The sequence below is a fragment of the Alteromonas alvinellae genome (assembly GCF_902705805.1).
In genome coordinates this window covers 1-15112 of record NZ_CACSIH010000088.1, presented here as the reverse complement: position 1 = coordinate 15112, position 15112 = coordinate 1, and the positions used below count along the sequence as shown (strand labels likewise).

Annotated in this window: 12 protein-coding genes; 5 read left to right on the top strand and 7 right to left on the bottom strand. The window is 43.8% G+C overall.

Annotation, left to right across the window (positions count from 1 at the left end; genetic code table 11):
* The coding region (locus tag ACX5KA_RS05660; protein ID WP_458730632.1) for a ligand-binding sensor domain-containing protein at positions 1-1807 on the bottom strand (1807 nt) is incomplete at its 3' end.
* Between the two features lie 78 nt (positions 1808-1885).
* Here ACX5KA_RS05660 and ACX5KA_RS05655 point away from each other — a divergent pair.
* Positions 1886-2041 (top strand): hypothetical protein, encoded by a 156-nt coding sequence (locus tag ACX5KA_RS05655; RefSeq protein WP_458730631.1) that lies wholly within the window; start codon positions 1886-1888, stop codon positions 2039-2041.
* A gap of 3 nt (positions 2042-2044) precedes the next feature.
* Here the strand turns inward: ACX5KA_RS05655 and ACX5KA_RS05650 are convergent, their stop codons facing one another.
* Positions 2045-2563, bottom strand: a complete 519-nt coding sequence (locus ACX5KA_RS05650) for an HAD family hydrolase (RefSeq protein ID WP_458730630.1) — start codon at positions 2561-2563, stop codon at positions 2045-2047.
* Between the two features lie 281 nt (positions 2564-2844).
* On the opposite strand from ACX5KA_RS05650, the gene ACX5KA_RS05645 reads away from it, so the two are divergent.
* On the top strand, positions 2845-3738 hold the full coding sequence (locus tag ACX5KA_RS05645; RefSeq protein WP_202941713.1) for a DMT family transporter: 894 nt from the start codon (positions 2845-2847) through the stop codon (positions 3736-3738).
* A 195-nt stretch (positions 3739-3933) separates the two neighbouring features.
* The gene (locus tag ACX5KA_RS05640) at positions 3934-5697 is read left to right on the top strand and encodes a GGDEF domain-containing protein (protein ID WP_458730629.1); all 1764 of its coding nucleotides are present in this window, start codon (positions 3934-3936) and stop codon (positions 5695-5697) included.
* 70 nt (positions 5698-5767) lie between these two features.
* Here ACX5KA_RS05640 and ACX5KA_RS05635 read toward each other — a convergent pair whose 3' ends face one another.
* From ACX5KA_RS05635 to ACX5KA_RS05625, 3 genes are all read right to left on the bottom strand, one after another.
* Positions 5768-7291 carry a trehalase family glycosidase gene (locus ACX5KA_RS05635; RefSeq protein WP_458730628.1) on the bottom strand — a complete coding sequence of 508 codons (1524 nt, stop codon included), beginning with the start codon at positions 7289-7291 and terminating at the stop codon, positions 5768-5770.
* Between the two features lie 2 nt (positions 7292-7293).
* On the bottom strand, positions 7294-8532 hold the full coding sequence (locus ACX5KA_RS05630) for an MFS transporter (protein ID WP_231513025.1): 1239 nt from the start codon (positions 8530-8532) through the stop codon (positions 7294-7296).
* A 167-nt stretch (positions 8533-8699) separates the two neighbouring features.
* Entirely contained in the window at positions 8700-9734 is a 1035-nt protein-coding gene (locus tag ACX5KA_RS05625; protein ID WP_458730627.1) for a LacI family DNA-binding transcriptional regulator, read from the bottom strand.
* Positions 9735-10040: 306 nt separating this feature from the next.
* On the opposite strand from ACX5KA_RS05625, the gene ACX5KA_RS05620 reads away from it, so the two are divergent.
* Both ACX5KA_RS05620 and ACX5KA_RS05615 read left to right on the top strand, forming a co-directional pair.
* On the top strand, positions 10041-12299 hold the full coding sequence (locus ACX5KA_RS05620; protein ID WP_458730626.1) for a TonB-dependent receptor: 2259 nt from the start codon (positions 10041-10043) through the stop codon (positions 12297-12299).
* A 279-nt stretch (positions 12300-12578) separates the two neighbouring features.
* A complete protein-coding gene (locus tag ACX5KA_RS05615; RefSeq protein WP_458730625.1) occupies positions 12579-13253 on the top strand; it encodes a haloacid dehalogenase type II in 675 nt (224 codons plus the stop codon).
* 133 nt (positions 13254-13386) lie between these two features.
* On the opposite strand, the gene ACX5KA_RS05610 is transcribed toward ACX5KA_RS05615, so the two are convergent.
* A complete protein-coding gene (locus ACX5KA_RS05610; RefSeq protein ID WP_014997038.1) occupies positions 13387-13647 on the bottom strand; it encodes a hypothetical protein in 261 nt (86 codons plus the stop codon).
* A 913-nt stretch (positions 13648-14560) separates the two neighbouring features.
* On the bottom strand, positions 14561-15112 hold a 552-nt coding region (locus ACX5KA_RS05605), incomplete at its 5' end, for a hypothetical protein (protein ID WP_458730624.1).

Here is a 15112-nt window from a genome sequence, read left to right as displayed (position 1 = left end):
ATGTACAGCAAAGATCAACAGACCCTAGCACTTTCTCATTTAACTGTTCGAAACTTTTGTACTCAAAGTCTGTATCAAATAGTCCAAATTGAATACCTACTTTAGAAGCTGACTCGCTGTGATGGGGCTTGATAAAAAGGCCCATATTAGATGCAATCCAAAGGTGGTTTTCTTCAGTAACCATGGCTCCTCTAATAAATCTTAAGCTTTCTAGGCCTGAAATCGCCGAAGAACTCACAGAACCGCTTTTCTTATCTATTTCTTTTAATCCAGCACCTGATGTACATAGTAAATATTGTTCTTCTAACTCTATTAAACACTGGAGTCCAAACCAGTGGCCTTCTTCAGCAGTAATCGTTCGCCAATTAAATTTAGATAACTGAAAATGGACGTCATCAAACTCATCAAATGCAGCGAGCTCTCCACCGCTCAAGAGAACACTGTAGACAACTCTCTTAGGTGCTTTAATGATGTCTTGTATAGTGTTATCAACGACATAGTAGTAATTCGCCTCCTCTCCATCATCAAAGTAGAAATAAAAGGCGTTTTTACTCTCGATGATAGAGTGTGCGAAGCTACTCTTACAAAGTAATGAAGGACTAAGTTCTTTTAGCTGTAGAAAAATTTTCTCTTCTCTGGAAGTGCAAAAATTTGTGTCCTTTTTTTCTGTGAATTTATTTACCAATTCTCCATTTCGCTCGTTTAGCGTAAAAAGGCCATTCTCAGTTCGAACAACTGTTTCGGTTTCGTTTGTTGATGTTTTCTGAATATTTTCTCTTAAAACACTACCTTTAAATGACACTAAATTTGTCACTACCTTTGTTTTAGGTAATGAAATTAAACCTAATTGAGATGAAGCAATTAAAATTGAATTGAAAGGGCCTATTGCTATCTTGGTTATCGATCTAATCGATTCAGACGTAAGTATTGGATTCATGAAAGAAGGAGCCGAAAGCTTCTCGCCTTCTAGCATTAATAAACGACCATCGGAAACCCAGATCTTTCCTTCATCGTCTTTGACCACATCATGAATGAAAGTCCCGCTAATTCCTTCGGTTGGAATATAACGCTCCTTTCTACCTAAAATATATAATCCTTCTGTACCGCCAATATATAACTCGTTATCTATCACCTTAATGAAGGTTGCACTAGAAAGTAGTGGTAGTGTATCGCCCAGCTTAAATTCTTGAGGGCTATTTTGAGTCCCTTCAATTGAAATATAACCTTTGTCGGAAGCAATATAGACATCGTTGTTGTTGGCAAAAAGAGAGTAAACACTGTTCAATTTAAAGGTTTTTAGTTGAGAATTTATACTCGTTGACCGCCCTGTTTTTCTATCTACTTTAATAACATCGTCAATTAATGAGAAATAAAGATGCGTGGGTGTCATCGCCATACTCCAAACAGAGCTCGACCAATCATGCTCGCTGAACATTTTTTGCGACTTTTTGGTTTTTAAATTAACTTTAAAAACGCCCACTCCGTACTCAACAATCCAGAGGTCAGAGTCATGCATATGAATATCAGAGATAATTCCCGTAGCCTGATCGAATGTATTGAACTCTAACTTCTCAGATTCATTTCCAATTACCTCAAATACACCGTTTTCAGCAGCTACATAGACTACTTTATCGGATACCTCCAAATCGCGAATAACACCTGAAGGAATCCCATCGAATGAAGTCACTCCTTCCAAATTAATACCAATTGCCTGGCTCAATTTTGGAATAATTAGAAAACAAAATAGAAGTATTGAGACACAAGCGTGGATTTTCAGCCGAAATTGATAAACTGTCTCAGTAAACATGTCTTACATCCCTGTCCAACTATTACTTTATGAATGCTCACTCGAGCTTGAGAATCAATAATATAAAAAGGAAAAGACATGAATATCGAACAAAAAACAAACATGCAAGAGCTTGCAGACGAAGAGTATACTAAAGTATATGGTGGAGCCATTTCATCGGTATTTAGTAAAGACTTTTACGTGATTTTGCCGATAGGACCTATAAAACCAAAGAAACCGGAAGTTAATGATTGACATCTAAACCAAAAACCACTTCATCCCAGCATTCTCGGCGGCTTGCTGGTCATAAATAAAGTCGCCTACATACAGGCAGTCTTCAGGTTGAAGCTGCCATGTGTTCGCCACCATCAATAATGCGGTTGGGTCAGGCTTGGCTGGGGCATCTTCGCGAGTAAGCACGTAATCGATAGGTATGCCGTTATTGGCTACCTTAATGGCGGTGGCTTGGCGGCAGTTGCGGGTAACTATTGCCATGGGTAGTTTGTGCGCCTGCACCTTTTCCACCATGGCTTTGCCAATGGGTAACCACTTGGCATTTTGCGCGTCGTCCAGTTCGTGTTGCAAAATAGCGTGGTGTGCGTTGGCTCTGGTTTTAGCGCAACTTAGGGCATTAACAAAGGTAAGAATGTCTTCGTGCTGTGGGCAGCCTACATCTGCACGCATTTGTGTAAAGTTAAGGCTAGATTCTACCAAGGTGCCGTCTAAATCGAATATTACACCTTTAATGCCGGTCAAATTCATCTGCTCTACGCTCACGCTTTTCTCGTCCTTTTACTTCACTGTTATTCTTAAAGTTCGATTAACGCCCAATTATTTAAGTACAGCGCTTAACTTACTCACGAATCTTACCGCCAATATAATGCCACGAAAGCCTTTAACCTTCAGTTACGTTTGCTTAAGGCTTCAATATATTTAGCTAAAAACTACTGATGTGATTTAAGTTTACCCCGCCCACACCTTGCATTAGCATAGCCGCTCTTTTTGGCAAGCTACTTATTTACCCCAGCATTTTGGGGCAAAGTTTTAACAGGTAATTTATGGGTGTTTTTGCTGCGCTAGGTACAGCGCTTTGTTGGGCAATTGCTGCGCGTTTATTCCGTGGAACGGGTAACGCATTTTCGCCGCTTACCATGAACTTTTGGAAGGGGCTTATTTCTATTGCCATTTTGGCAGTCGTTTTAGTAGTGGTTCAGCCAACGGGGCTTAGTACTCATGCTGTTTTGTGGTTATTGCTTAGCGGGCTTATTGGTATAGGCATTGGCGACACTTGCTTTTTTAAAGCCTTACAAAGCATTGGCGATAGCCAAGCGGTGTTGGTAGCCGAAACCCTTGCGCCTTTATTCACTGCCCTTTTTGCTATGGCGTTTATTGGCGAATGGATTACCTGGCAGCAGTGGGTTGGCGTTGCAGTAGTACTGTTTTCGGTAGATATGGTTATAAAGGTACGCAAACGCAGCACTACACACGTGTTTGCAACCAGTGGCTATTTGTATGGTGTGGGCGCGGCGTTATGTCAGGCGGTTGGTGCCGTAGTTAGCCGCGACATTTTAAGTGCCGGTGAAATTGACGCGGCCAGCGCTGCGTTCTTGCGATTAATTGGCGGTATGGTATTTGTGGTGCCATTTATAGCCATAACCAAAACGCGCTACATGCCCGTTATTAACTACCAAAGCAACAGTGGAAAACGGGTATGGCCTGCTTTTGTGTTAGCCACGTTACTTGGCACTACTGCTGCTATTTACCTACAAATGTTTGCGTTTGCTTATGCGAAAGCGGCCGTGGTTCAAACCCTTATTGCTACAAGCGCATTAATGTCGCTAGGGGTTGCATGGGTACTTGGTGAACGGGCGACTAAAGCAACTATTGTATGGTCTGCCGTTGCCTTGGTTGGAGTAGCTATATTGGTTAGTTTTGGATCGCCTACCCATTAGCAATATAGGGTAAATACCTAACACATGCTTATATAGCCCAACGTTTTAGAGAATAGTAGACGCATTAAGATACAAAAAATACGTAACTTTTAGGTGCCCCTTGTAGTAGTTCTGGGCTCAAATCGATATTATTAAGAAAAAACAAAAACGTTATTTCTCATGTTTCAAAGGTTGTCTTTAACAGTATTCTCTTTTTTGAGCGTTGCGCTAGCTTCTTTTGCCGCGTTGGCAAACGACAACATTGATGCCGTTATCGAAAAGGTACGCACGCCTTCGTATGATTGCCCTAATCAGTCTCTACTTCCAGAACTTGAAGACACACTTGCGCTTGAGTCGCTTACATCACAACAACGTTTTGCCTTAACCGTAGCCAAAGGGCAGTTTTTAATATGCCGGGGCAAATACGAAGAAGCAGAAACCATGCTGCTTAAAGCGATCATGCAAAATGACATTGATGAAAGCTCTTATGCATTTGCATCGGCTATTTATCAAATTGGCTTTTCTTATGACGCCAGAGAAAACCCAGCACGCTGTAAGTACTACCAGCAAGCCCAAGAACTATCATCGCCCGAGCGCCACAGCGATATCTTTACCAGCTCTTCTTTAGGCCTTATTAACTACTGTTCAGAAACCACTTCACCTGAAATAAGATTAGGTAAGATGTTTGGTGTGCTTAAGCGTTATTCAAACGACGGCAGCCCCGGTGAGTTAGCGCATATTCACAACGCAATTGGTTTACTATATGGAGATTTAGAGCAACATGCCTTAGCAGCAGAGCAATATCTAAAAGCGCATGAAATGGGCTTGCTTGTATACGAAGGAAGTAACAAGGTAAGCATTCTTATTAGTGCCATTGTATCGCTGTTAAGTAGCGGCCAAACCGACAAAGCCTACCAAAGCATTCTAGAACTAGGCGTACTCAATAGCGAAATAGACACACCGCTGACCAACTTCTTGTATCAGTATGCACTGTCTATTTACTATAGAAAGACACAAAACTACAACCGACTTACCTACACCCTTCCCGATTTAGAAAAAGCGTCTTCGAACATCTCGAGTTCGTTTGGCGAGCTTCTTGTTAACTGGCACAAAGCTGAGATTTGCTTACATGACAACGATCTCACCTGTATTAAGCAGTATATATCAGGTATTGAAGCGTTAAATGATGACGCGATACCGCCGGTCTTTCGTTCAAATTTGGATTACCTTAGCTTCAACGTATCCATGTATATCGCACTGCAGGACTTAGCTAAGGCGAAAGAAGCGCACGAGATTTATTCTAAAGAAGTGACTAAGCGCCGTGAAGTTACTCAGGACTCGGCCTTAATTATTGGTGCAGCTAACTTGTATACCCGTATTTATGATTTGGAATCTGCGATTGAACAAGCGGAACAGCAACGAAAGAACACGCTGTATACCGCTATTGTTATTTTCCTTCTGGTAAGCGGTATTACTGGCTACGTACTTCGTAGAAAACACCTTGCGCGCAAAACCATCGATCCCGTTACTCTTCTGCTTAATGCGAATTCGGCGATAGCCCGCATTAACAAGCTTGATGCGCCGAAAAAAGGCCGGGCCATTGCCATTGCTATATTCGACATTAGCAACCTGCGTGAAATAACGCGGAAAATGGGGTCAACAAAAGGTGATTTAGTATTACGACAAATTGCACAAACTCTTCAAAATGTTACCCGCGGTAACGATATTTTAGGCCGATTTGGTACCGAGCAATTTATTTTGTGTCTGCACAATATTGAAGAACGAAGTGCGCGACAGTTTTTCGACCGCGTACAGAACGCGTTAGACAATACCTTTGAAAACGATGCCACTTCCGACCATATTGTGGTTGAGTCGCAGATGAGCGTATTTATCGCTAACGAGAAAATTACGGGACTAAACGACATACTCGATGATATTGCCATGTCGATTGATATGGGTAACCGCTCAGGCAACAATTAATATCTACACAACCAAAAACGCGCGGCCCGTTGTTACGGTACCGCGCGTTTTTGTTTTAACCGAAGCGTGTTTACTGGTTCAGGTATGTCTGAAAGCGGGTATACACGCCATTAGTCCACCCGAAACCTAGCTGAACGTCGTATTCACCGCCACCTGCTTTTATTTCCGGTTCGCACACATTGTACTTTTCAAGTAGCACACCGCTTGATGCAAAGTGACGCTCAATGGTTTTACAAAAGCGCAGCATGATGGTTTGAGCCTGCATTTCAAACCCATAGTTGCGCAGCCCTTCAACGGCAAACAGTTGAAGCGGTGCCCAGCCATTTGGCGCATCCCATTGTTGGGACGTCGCGTTTGAAGTGGTTACCACGCCACCTTCTTTTAGCAAGGTGTTCATTACCGCAGCCCGCACTCCCTCTGCCTGTTGTTCATTTGCGATACCAACGAACAACGGCACACACATAGCCGCTGACACTACATCGGTTTGAGTTTGTGTGGGGAAGTGATAGTCAAAATAGCCCGCCTTTTCAGCATTAAACAAATAGGTGTTTATTGCGTTAATTCGCGCTGTAGATGCCGCACTGTAGCGCGCTTGCTCGGCACCTTTAGTCACGCTTGCCAGAGTCTGTTCAAGCGTTACTAAAAGCGCATTTAAATCTACGGGAATAATTTCAGTTGTACGAATACTTGCTAGTGAATTGGGATTAGCTAGCCAGCGCGAACTAAAGTCCCAACCCGATTCGCAAGCCGCGCGAACATGCTGGTAAAACTGGTTTTTGTCAGCGCCTATGTGCTCTGCTGTTTCTATGTCTTCTCTATAAGACTCAGGGCGAGGCGTAGGCTCGGTGTCGAAGTAACGATTAAGTGTAGCGCCACATGGCATGGTAACCGTGCGCAGTTGTGCTACGCCCTTCTGTGACGCGTTCTCGCCCGCTTCATTCATCCAAAACTGGTATTCTTTCTTTAAGCCCCAGATAACGTATTCTTTTTGCTGGTCGCTTAGTGCGTCTTTAAGCAAATTATAAAACAACGCCAAAATAGGAGGCTGACTGCGAGAGTAGTAATAGGCGCGGTTGCCATTTGGAATGCAGCCTACTTCATTTAAAATATCTACAAAGTTCACCAACATGTTAATTGCCATGTCGGTGCGCCCCGCGTCAATTAGACCCAACGCGGTAAAATATGTATCCCAGTAATAGATTTCGCGAAAGCGTCCACCCGGCACTATGTATGGGCGGGTTAGCGCTATCAAGCTGTCTTTCTGCTCAGTGTCGGGGGTACGCGTTAGCACCTGCCACATATGCTCAATATAATCGGCCACATTTTCAAACTTGGTTTGCGATGTTGCGCTAATCATTTCTGGAATATCGAAATGGGTATTAACAAACGTAGCTAAGTCTACTGCTTCGCCGCTTTTCTCAGCATCTAAACACGCTTGTTCATAAGCCGCTAAAACGGTATTGAGATCGGTTTTAACAATAGCGTCAGCGAAGGTTTTGCTGTCTGGGAATAGCTGTGCCATTTGCACATGTTTAAACAGGTCGCTGGCAAAAAACGACAAGCTGTCGCGCCAGTTGTGTGAAGAAGAACTCATAGTTACTGCGCACCTTTAGGCGATAGAGAAGAAGACGCTCGTTTAAAGAAGAATAGGGTTACCACTAATGCACCGATTGGAATAAGCGATAGATAAAATGCTTGTTGGCCCCCTACTGCGTCGAAAATAAATCCAGTCACAATAGAACCAGTGGTTCCCCCAAGAGCCGAGAAGACAACAATTAGCCCTGTCATAGGTGCATGTTGATGTTGAGGGAGCGCGCTTAGCATCACCGAGTTTAATACGGGGTAAATAGGCGCCATCATCAATCCAATTAATGGAATAAGGAACGCAGCTATTGGTGCATCAGCCCAGCTGGCTATTGTGCTGTCAGCCACGTTTTCGGCAAGCGGTAAGCTTAGTAGCATTACCGTAGCCATACCCGCCAAACAGATATTTAAGAAGGGATACCAGTTCATTCGCGTAAGTACTGCGCCCGCGGTTAAGCGCCCAACGGCCAGCGCTATCGCAAAGATACTGGTTATTTGAATGCTGACTTGAGTAGGTAAGCCCAGCACCTCTTTGTTAAAAGTTGGCAGCCACGAACCTATACCCTGCTCTATTAACACGTACAAGAAAATAGAGAAGATAAACACCAGCACTAAAGGCTTATAGGCCAGTTTCAGCATGCTGAAGAACTCGCTTGCAAGGCCTTCTGATTGCGCTTTTTCCACAGGCTTTATAGGCGCCAATGCCACAACGATTAACGTAAAACCAACCAGCGCAGCTAGTAAGTAGTAAACGTTCAGCCAAGATAAAGAAGCATCGTTATTGGGGTCGATAAACCCAGCGAACACCCAGTAGCCAGACAACACGCCCAACATAAAAATACCTTCAATGGTGTTCATTAACGATGAGTGCGCTTTAGTGGTAGACGACAGCTGCCCAATAATCGCGTACACCGACACTTTCACTAGCGCAAATGCAGTACCTATGCAGGCAAACAACACTTTAATGAACCAGAAACTTGCGATAGAAGGCGTCAGCGCACAGGCAACGGCCACTAATGCTAACCCAAGCAACATTGAAAGCTTGTAGCCAACTCTTGGAATGAAGCTAGCCACTAGGAACGAGACAACAGCAATAGAAAGATCTTTAAAGCCTTCTAGTGTGCTTGCCTCTGGCTTACTAATGTCGAAGCTATTGATCGATTGCAGAATAACAGTACCCACACTGTTAAGTAGTATGGCAAATACGTAGTAGCTAATGGCAATGGCTGCAATGACCATGAATCGGGACATGTGTAAACACTCTGTTAACTGAATTATGCGGGAGTGTAGTCGTAAGAAAATAAAAATGCAAACGTTTGCAAAGCGCTATTATTTTTTTGTTAGAGCTTAATATCGACACCCTGTTACCGTTGAATAATAGCGTTTATGCGGTAAAAAGCTGATAAAAAAGCGAAATATTAGTCGCTGTGCTGCGTAGAGCGACGGGCAATTAAGGTTGTTTCCACTACCTGGCTCTCTGTAGGTTTGTTTTCAAACTGGTTTAATAGCTGCGTAACCATCTCTATTGCGGCTTGCTGAGTATTCTGACGCACCGTTGTTAACGACGGGTGCATAAGTTCAGCTAAAGAAATATCGTCGTAACCCACAATGCCTACATCGCTTGGAATACCTACATAGCGCTCTTTTAGCGCTTTTAACGCGCCTAATGCCACCATATCACTTACACAAACGATCCCGTCGAAATCTAACCCATTCGCCTTTATACGCTGGTTGATGTATTGGTATGCTGCTTTCGACGTAATATCGATGGCGCAGGTGCACTGCGTGTCTATTGGCACATTCGCATCGCGGTGGGCTTGCGAATATCCCTTGTGACGTTCCTGCATTTCCGCGTGTTCAGAATCTCCAAGAAACAAGATGCGTTTGGCGCCGTGGCTCAGCAAATGCTGGGTTGCCGTATAGCCACCCAGATAGTTGTCGCCGCCGATAATGGGATATGGCGCGTCTGTTTTTGCATCGCCCCACACTACAATGGGAATGCCCGACTGTGCTGCTCGGTCGATTTTGGCCGTAGATTTGCCTTGTCCAATGACAATAATGCCGTCGGCACGCTGGCTGCGAATAAAGTAGTTCGCCCAATCGTCAGATGCCATAAATGAGTTAGACAGCAGTAGCTCGTAGCCTTTGGCATTTAGCGCCTGATTTAGCTCTCCCACCAGCTTAAGCAGGAATGGGTCTGTGGTGCTTTGTTCGGTGTTGTCGATTAGATTTAGAATCACCGCTATCACGTGAGTTTTCTGTGTTCTTAAGCGGCTAGCGGCCGCGTTAATACTAAAATTGTGCTCTTTAGCTAGTGCCTGAATTCTGCTTCGGGTTTCCTGCTTAATAAGCGGATTGTCTTTCAGTGCCCGTGATGCTGTCGATGTTGATACACCAGCAATATCAGCCAGCTTCGCTAAGGTGAGTTTTGTTTCAGAAACCAATGTGACCATTCTCTAATAATTTTCGGTATACCGGGTTACCCGTGATAGCACTACAAAATAAAAGCCTAAAACCGCTACCTAAACCGGATAAATCGTCGACTCTACAGCCGAATTCACAATATAGCGCGAATCGTCTTGGCGTAAAACCATGTTAACAACAATAAACAAAAAATTTGCAAACGATTGCATTTTATTCTTGCAATCGTTTGCAAACAGATCTATTTTGTTTCGCAATCGTGATGCGTATAACAATTTTTAAACCTGTTTAACGCATTCAGTTAACAACGCAATAGAACATTTTCGGGAGCACACACCATGAAAACGTTGTTTACAAAAGGAATGCTGGCGAGTGCAGTAGCGGTAGCACTAACGCAGCCTGCCATGGCACAAGAAGACGTAAAACAACAAGCGAAAGACAACGCAGAGATCATTGTTGTCAGCGGTACGCCAGGCGGCGCAGGGATTAGAAAGATTGACGCAAGCTTCGCGGTAACCAACATCGACGCTAGCGACATTGAAAAATTGGCGCCTAAGTCTACGGCCGATTTGTTTAAGGCCATTCCAGGTGTTTGGGTTGAAAGCTCAGGCGGTGAGTCTGGCGCGAACGTATTTGTGCGTGGTTTTCCAGGTGGTGGCGATGCGCCGTTCTTAACGATTGCGCTTGAGAACTCTCCTATCTACCCTGCACCTACGCTATCTTTCCTTGAGAACTCTCAGCTGTTTCGCATAGACGATACCATTGAAATGGTTGAAGGTTTACGCGGTGGTCCAAACCCAGTAGTGAGCAACGGTCAACCAGGTCTTACAACAAACTTCCGCCTTAAACGTGGTGGCGAGTCGACAGAAGCGTCAGCGAAGTACACCATCTCAGACTACGGCCTAAACCGTATTGACGTGGTTGCAAGCGGCGCACTAGATGACGACTTGTACTACATGGTAGGTGGCTACATTAAGAGCTCAGAAGGTATTCGTGATGCCGGCTTTAACTCTGAGCAGGGTAACCAGTTCACCGTTAACATCACTAAAGTTTTCGAAAAAGGCGAGCTTAACCTTTATACCCGTCAAACTGACGATCGCGGTACTTGGTACTTACCTACACCTTTAAACGTTGAAGGCATCGACGCAAACTATACGCAAATTGGTCCATTGAATCGCCAAGGCACCATTACGTATGGCCCTAATGATACCACTGAGTCATTCGACTTTGGCGAAGGTCGTGGATGGGACGGACACGTAAGTGGCGGTAGCATTAAGCTTGACTTAGGCAATGACTGGCAGCTAGTTGACCGCTTTAACCTTACCAAAGGTGAAGCCAATACTTTTGGTCTTGTCCCGAATGGTTCTGCAACTACCATCGCAAATGTTGCCGACAATGGCGAATCAGCCACTGGTGCAGTAACTGGCACAGTGTATGACGGTGATACGCCTATTCAGCAAATCGGCCGTTGGGTAGTACTTAAGGATATTGAAGCTTTCACTAACGACCTTGCTGTGTCGAAAAGCTGGGAAGACTTCGATACATCATTTGGTATTTACAGTGCCTCAACCAAAGCCAATGACTGGTGGAGCATTGGTAACACGGCTTACCACGTGTTGCAGCCAGGCGGCGAATTGCTAGACGGGATCGAATGTAACACCGACGCACAAGGCTGCGATTGGAACTACGACATCAGCTCTGTAGGTGATGCAAGCACGTTCGCACTTTATGCAACGGGTACGTGGTACGCAACCACAGACCTGAGCATCGACTTAGGGCTACGCCGTGAAAATCACGAAGTGAACTATTCGGTAGATGAAGATCTTGACGGCAAAATAACTAAAGCGCTTGAGTACGATGAAACCAAAACGTCGTGGACAGTAGGTGCAAACTACGCGCTAAATGACACTAGCGGTGTATTCGTTCGCATGAACCGAGGCTATAAAATGCCTTACTTCGACGATTTCAGAGACAACTGGGGTGCTTACACTGGTGGTAACGACCTAATTAAAGAAGTTACTCAGGGTGAACTTGGTTATAAGTTCATGAATGACAGCATTCAGTTCTTTGCAACTGCATTCGCTAACGAAGTAAAAGGCGATACGTTTGTACGCCGTCCGGGTGCGCCGGCTGAAATTCTTACTAACGAAGCGTACGGTTTAGAACTTGATGGTCGCTATAGCCACGATTCAGGCTTCTCATTAAGCGTTAATGCGACTATCCAAGAAACTGAAATTACTGCCAGCGCCAATAACGAAGGCAATGAATCTCAGCGCCAGCCGGGTTGGCAGGTACGTGTAACGCCTAGCTATGGCTTCGATATCGGCGATATGTATGCCACGGTATACGGAACACTATCAGCGGTTGATGATCGCTTTGGTAACAACGAAAACACGGTTGTACTAGAGGGCTACGAGAAAGTTGATGTAGGTTTAACGCTAGAGCCAACTGAGTCACTTCGCCTTCAGTTCTCTGTTGATAACCTGACTGACGAACAAGGTATTACCGAGGGTGACCCGCGTAATCCAGATTCACCAAACGGCCGCTACATTATGCCTCGTAGCATGAAGCTTAGCGTTTCTTACTTGTTCTTCTAAGAACAAAAAGCGCAACACCTAAAAATAAAGCCGGCCTTAGTGCCGGCTTTTTGTTGTTCGTTTCTCTCAATATATTTCGTTCAGGGTTTATGACGCTATTGCAGCCTTTTCTTGCCCCCTTTCTTGTGAGATTCTTCTTATATCCTGTCAGCGTTAATTCATCGACATTGGTCGTACTGTGCTTTAGCAAAACCAATTCTGTTTTACAGTGGTATATGCAACGAACAAGCTAAAAACGAAACGTACCGTTTACTATCATCAACTATAGGAAGGTGAATCGTGACGCCAAAGGTTATTTTCTTCGATATTAATGAAACACTACTAGACATGCAGGCCATAAAAACAGGCTTAGCGTCGGTGCTAAACGGCGATGAGACACTGGTAGACTTATGGTTTGCTAACTTATTGCATCACAGTTTAGTGGATGTTGCGTCTGGACAGTTTCACGATTTCATTGATATTGGAGCCGCAGTGCTTACCATGGTAGCTCACAGTAAGGATATATCTGTTGATGAGGCTACCGCAAAAGATATCATCAAACAGCATATTACCCGATTGCCAGCGCACGACGATGTTGTTCCTACATTAAAGGCGCTTCAAAGTGCTGGTGTAACCTTGGTCGCCCTTTCAAACTCATCTAAAGCCGGACTAGACGCACAGCTTGAGTTTGCCAATATTAAGCCCTATTTTTCCCATGTATTAAGTGTGGAAAGTGTACGTACCTACAAACCACATGCTGCGGTTTATCACTGGGCCTGCCAACAGGCTAACGTAAAGAACAAAGACGCCATGATGGTGGCTGCACACGGATGGGATGTGAGTGGTGCTAAAGCGACAGGTATGCAAACCACATTTGTAGAGCGCCCGGGCAAAATGATGTACCCGTTGGGACTCGCACCTGATCATAGTATTGGTTCGCTTACCGAACTTATCGCAGTAATAAGTTCGCAATGATTCAGCTTGATGAAAGCATGAACGGCGGTGACTGCCGCGCCGCTTTTTAAATTGCAACGTAATAAAAGTTATTCAAGCACAAACAAAAAAGTCTTACCGTGGTAAGACTTTTTTCATGCGAAGTACAACATGTTTAAACTTTTGCTAGCTCTGGCTGGTTTGGTTTAAAACCTTGAGTGCTACAAGAATTGCGCTTTGTTTCCAATGCACTTAATTGACGCTTAAGCCATGACTTCTGAATACCTGACTTAGCCGTATCCATTTCAGTACTTACGCGAGTGATTTCTTTTCCGACGTTAACGCATGCTTTCTTATTCGGTTCAAAACCGCCATTTGCTAAAACAGAAGAAGAAAACATTAAGGCCGATAGCGCAATAAGCGTTTGCTGTTTCATAAGAGTCCCCAACTACTCGTTATAATCCCGGGTTAGTGTCATACCGTAAGAATGAGCATATATTTGCTCTAAAATCTGTAAGAAATATAGCAGGCCTTTTATTCTAGTTAGGTACTACAAAACATACTCAGTAATAAAACTTCGCCTACCTTGCTTTTGCTAACACACATAAGCCATTGTCTTTTATATTATTATGTCGACAATGATTTACCTTACCATTCCACTTACGTATCGATTTTTATATTTTTACGCACTAAATAGTGAGCCTATCCATAGTATCGGCTACAGCAACAGCATTCTGCAGCAGCATTACTCATTATTAAGCGATGCTATTAAAACACCTTAGCTTTTCTGGAACAAGAAAAGTTATAACAATCCTTTTACAGGTTTTAGGACAGAAATTGCATTCTGTAAGTATTTACTCACTATACTTACAAGCGACTACCTGCTGAGAGCTTTTCTACGGTTTGCATAACACTTTTGCCCATATCATCTAGGCTTATTACGCGCTTAGCGGCGCCCTTTTCTATGGCTACTTTGGGCATACCAAAAGCTATAATACAGCTCCGAATGAAGTATGGGTTACTGGAGACAGTGAGGAGTCCGAAATTAGTTCGGGTAATAGGTTAGGTATGAAAACGGTTCAGATACTTCGACCGGACGTTAAAAAGTCACCAAAGGCACAATTCCATGTGTCTTCACTTCATGAGTTCTTAAGTTTGCTACAGATATCTTAGCGCTTGAGTATTCGTCATCATCAATGACTTGAAGTGTTAATTTGCCTTCCCCCCCTTCATGCTGCTTTATAGTGGAAACTATCTGTTCATTTCGATTTCATCGATAAGCCCCACTAGGGGGAATTGTCATGCCGAATTCGTCTATATCGTGAATCCATTTATTTGAGGCCGGTCAATTATGGATCCAAACTATCAGCATCAGGCAAAGGTGTGTATTTGTATCCAGTCAATACCCAAACTCCATTCAAATAAGTGTAAGTCCACTCCCTGGTTCCATCAGCTCTAGTCTGTTTGACTGTTTTCTTATCACCTTCTTTCGGTGCTGGATCAGGATTTGGGACTCTGTTAAAGGCTTCGAAAGCACTTTCGGTTCCTTTATTGGACTTTCCGACACCCGTACAGAAATGTTTCTTGCTTATCAAAGTATAAGGTTCGTTAAGGTCAAAAGTGTTAGTGCTAATTGCTTCATGCATTGCATCAATCAATTCAGAACTGAGAGTAGGGGTGCCTTTTTCCTCTACTACTTCAGTACTACAAACCGTTTTTGCTAAGGTAGAACCGGAAAATACAATAGATGAAACCACGAAGAATGTTACATAAGCACCTAATTTAAATTCAATTGGCGACTTCACACGTACTCGATGGCTTTTATTCGATAACAGAAAACTATGAATATACTTAAGCATTGTAATTAAACTCTGAGGGATCCCCACGAATTTAGCATGTAA

Bases quoted from the DNA above. Each gene is read 5' to 3' on its own strand.
- ACX5KA_RS05655 (WP_458730631.1), top strand. From the start codon at position 1,886: ATGAATATCGAACAAAAAACAAACATGCAAGAGCTTGCAGACGAAGAG.
- ACX5KA_RS05610 (WP_014997038.1), bottom strand. From the start codon at position 13,647: ATGAAACAGCAAACGCTTATTGCGCTATCGGCCTTAATGTTTTCTTCT.
- ACX5KA_RS05635 (WP_458730628.1), bottom strand. From the start codon at position 7,291: ATGAGTTCTTCTTCACACAACTGGCGCGACAGCTTGTCGTTTTTTGCC.
- ACX5KA_RS05645 (WP_202941713.1), top strand. From the start codon at position 2,845: ATGGGTGTTTTTGCTGCGCTAGGTACAGCGCTTTGTTGGGCAATTGCT.
- ACX5KA_RS05630 (WP_231513025.1), bottom strand. From the start codon at position 8,532: ATGTCCCGATTCATGGTCATTGCAGCCATTGCCATTAGCTACTACGTA.
- ACX5KA_RS05620 (WP_458730626.1), top strand. From the start codon at position 10,041: ATGAAAACGTTGTTTACAAAAGGAATGCTGGCGAGTGCAGTAGCGGTA.
- ACX5KA_RS05625 (WP_458730627.1), bottom strand. From the start codon at position 9,734: ATGGTCACATTGGTTTCTGAAACAAAACTCACCTTAGCGAAGCTGGCT.